The organism is Actinoplanes sp. NPDC000266 (genome assembly GCF_042899005.1).
Taxonomy (GTDB): Bacteria; Actinomycetota; Actinomycetes; order Mycobacteriales; family Micromonosporaceae; genus Actinoplanes.
Map to the genome: position 1 here is coordinate 1 of NZ_JBIAZI010000032.1, position 3,702 is coordinate 3,702.

The following is a 3,702-nucleotide window of genomic DNA, read 5'->3' on the forward strand; positions in this document are numbered from 1 at the left end:
ATCTTCGTATCAATCTTTGACTTCGCAACAGAACCCTTTTTACCGTAAGTGTATATCCACTTACTAAGCTCGCTATAATACTTTATAACGTTTTTATTTACATGAGCAAAGCGAGTTTTTCCAACACGTTTAATCTAAAATATTGGCATTTTATACCATGATTTTCATGGTATATAAGTGCGCCTTTATATCTTATAGGGATATCTTATCTCTTTTTATAAGTATTTTCTAATTATACGTTTACATTCCTAACAGTAAATTTTTGTCTTAAAAAAATAAAAAAGCCACCAACTTATTGTCAGCAACTTTTTTATTTTAAAACTTAAATCAAATCATCAATCGGCACAGATTGGTATTTCGTGGTTAAGCCGTAGTCCCCACTCTGTTTGCACCGCTTCGTTTTTTTATGTGGCATAGATGCGTCAACCACTCATCAAGAAATTAGACTTCTCTATGGAACAATTTAACCGCATGCTCTGCGTGTCAGTTTTCTTTAAACTCATTATAGCATAAAGTCTCCCTGTTCGCTTTTGTCGCTCCGCTTGTCCACCTCAATTGAAAAAATCGGACGTTCTGCCTTTAGGAAAAATCCCTTGCGGTCGTGGTTACTTTGATTTTTTTGATAGAGTTAAGTATTTATCTCTTCCGTCAAATGGAAAGATAGCACGTATGGAAGACTCAAACACACCTTTAGCGATTACTTCTAGTTCTTCCAAGTCATCTTGAATTGGAGCTATACTATAAAAGTGGACAGAAAATTGTGTGTTATAATCTGTCTATTAAGACACAAAAATGAAAGGTGGAAAGGTTATAATAAACTAGACACAAAGTTAAGAGAAATCGTGGAAAGGTTTATTATGGCAAGAAGAAAATTCGATAAACAATTTAAAAATTCTGCAGTAAAACTCATTCTTGAAGAGGGTTACTCTGTTAAAGAAGTCAGCCAAGAGCTTGAGGTTCATGCCAATAGTCTTTATCGCTGGGTTCAAGAAGTTGAAGAATATGGAGAAAGTGCTTTTCCAGGCAATGGGACAGCCCTAGCTGATGCCCAACATAAGATTAAATTGTTAGAGAAAGAAAATCGTTATCTTCAGGAGGAACTTGAACTTCTAAAAAAGTTCCGGGTCTTCTTGAAGCGAAGCAAGTAAAACGTTTTGAATTTCTCTTGAAACATCATGGGAAGATAAAAATTAAGCATGCAGTAAAAGTTCTTAAGGTTTCTCGCTCAGGTTTCTATGAATACATGCATCGTCGTCCTTCAAAACAACAAGTGGAGAGAGAAATTCTCTCAGAGAAGATAAAAGCTGTCTTTCATGAGCATAAGGGACGCTATGGTGCGGTTAGAATTACCAAGGTACTTCATAATACTGGTATTATGACCAACACGAAACGTGTTGGGAAACTGATGCACTTGATGGGACTTTATGCCAAGGGAAGCCGTTATAAATATAAACATTACAACAGAAAAGGAGCTTCGCTTTCAAGACCCAATTTAATTAATCAGATCTTTAAAGCAACAGCTCCTAATAAAGTATGGCTGGGAGACATGACCTATATCCCTACCAAAGAAGGCACCTTATACTTAGCCGTGAATATCGACGTTTTTTCACGTAAGATTGTAGGCTGGTCAATGTCTTCACGGATGCAAGATAAACTGGTGAGGGATTGCTTCTTGCAAGCTTGTGGGAAAGAACATCCTCAGCCTGGCTTGATTGTCCATACTGATCAAGGGAGTCAATATACAAGCTCTCGTTATCAATCTACTCTTCGTCAAGTCGGTGCTCAATCTAGCATGAGTCGTAAAGGAAATCCCTATGACAATGCAATGATGGAGTCTTTTTATAAGACGCTAAAGAGGGAGCTTATTAATGATGCTCATTTTGAGACAAGAGCTGAGGCTACTCAAGAAATATTTAAATACATTGAGACCTATTACAATACAAAAAGGATGCATTCAGGTCTTGATTACAAGTCGCCAAAAGACTTTGAAAAATATAATTCTTAAATTCTCTTAACTCCGTGTCTAGTTTTTCGTTGACTTTCCAAAAATATAGCTCATTTTGTGTCTAAATATTTGACATTGGTCCACTTTAATTGTCTTTAACTTTTCACTCATCATAAGTCCTGCCTTTTAACCGTGGGTAGGTATTGCTCGATTGCTTTTTTGAGATACTTAGTGATATTGTGCTTAGAATATTCTTCACGCTTGCTAGATACATAAGACAAGTGGTCTTTGACCCCATTAAGCCCTCTCAATTCTTTCAGTTCGTCATAGAGAGGGTACACATTTTTCTGTAAGCCTGCCATTGTTGCCGTATCTGTCATTTCTAATGGTGACAAAAGAAAATTTTCAATCAATAGCTTGGTGTATTTGCTTTTCATTGCTTCAATAGCTAGCTTATCTTCGGTTTCCTCTTTGACTTTATTACCCTCTTGATATACTTTATCGTCTAACTTGTAGCTGTTATCGTCTGCCATGCGTTTTTTCTCGATATGAAAGACAATAGAGTCAATACTCCGCCCTTTTTTGACTTTCTCATAGGACACGTTAAAAGAAGTGTGAGCGTTGATTTCTGCTAAAGGTTTTTCTAGTATCCATTCTGTGAATTGAAACATTCTTTTATATTCATTGACGGTATCGGTCATCACTCGCAATTCTTTCACTGTAATTGTTGGATTGCGGTAGGCTTCCACTTGCTCCGCTCTCCGTCCACCTTTAACGCTATAATGCTCGTATTGGTTGTATTGCATAGATAACCAACGGTAAAGAATAATTGAATACTTGCTATTGAGTTCGGCTATATCTGATAAGGCGTGTTGCGTAAAATTCTTTTTAAGATTGATTAAGTAAGGCATAATTTCACGATGAAATTCAATTTTTACTTCATCATGATAATCTGTCCATTCCACGTAAGGGATAGGCACAATGCTTTTAAATTTAAAACCCTTTCCTTGTTCTTCTTTGATTTGAAAAAAGGCCTGTTTTTGCATTTTCTCAACTGCCTGCTTGAAACGACTATGCTTGTCATTATCGGATACTTTAAAGAAAGCGAAAAGATCTCTCTTTGAGAGATAAACGGTATTGTCCTTCGGTGGTTCTTCGGTATTGATACAAGAAACCGCTAATTCAAACATTTTGAGAGGTGTTTTATCCATTTTGGCAATAGAGGTTATCAAGCTGTTATGCTCCACGACTTTGCGTTTTTCAAGTTCATTCAAGGTTAGCACCTGCTTTTTGTTTTCTTGTTTTTCTGTTATAATAAGCATAGTAATACTCCTTTGTGAGTGTTTTTAAATAGGCATAGAGAAAAATCTTTTGCGAGGAATTTCTCTATGTTTTTATTATAACACTATAAGCACAGTAAATCAATTATACCCTGTGCTTATAAACTGTTTTTTCTGTGCTTATAAACTGTTTTTTCTGTGCTTATAAACAGTTTTTTCTGTGCTTATAAATCTGTACACAAGCACTACCACTAACTTTTCAGCCACGCAAAAGAACAAAAGATTAAAATATATATGATAAATATAAATAGGCTTCGCCTTTTTTTATTTTTTTCAAAAATTGAAAATCAAGGTCAAAATCAAAACCGCTCCGCAAGGACGGATTGGGGTAGGATTATCTTTTTAGACGAGGCGCTAATTCTTTTTTAGTGTGACCTGTTTATCTTGTTTGTTTAAGCGAACAGTTGCTCTGTTCGG

Annotated in this window: 2 protein-coding genes; one reads left to right on the plus strand and one right to left on the minus strand. The window is 35.9% G+C overall.

Features of this window, described 5'->3' with window-relative positions:
* Positions 1-857: 857 nt before the first annotated feature.
* A protein-coding gene (locus ACFY36_RS51820; RefSeq protein ID WP_095586744.1) for an IS3 family transposase occupies positions 858-2,005 on the plus strand; the annotation gives its coding sequence in 2 pieces (ribosomal slippage) (positions 858-1,110 and positions 1,110-2,005; 1,149 coding nt in all).
* A 110-nt stretch (positions 2,006-2,115) separates the two neighbouring features.
* Here ACFY36_RS51820 and ACFY36_RS51825 read toward each other — a convergent pair.
* Positions 2,116-3,267, minus strand: a complete 1,152-nt coding sequence (locus ACFY36_RS51825; protein ID WP_499753329.1) for a RepB family plasmid replication initiator protein — start codon at positions 3,265-3,267, stop codon at positions 2,116-2,118.
* Positions 3,268-3,702 lie beyond the last annotated feature (435 nt).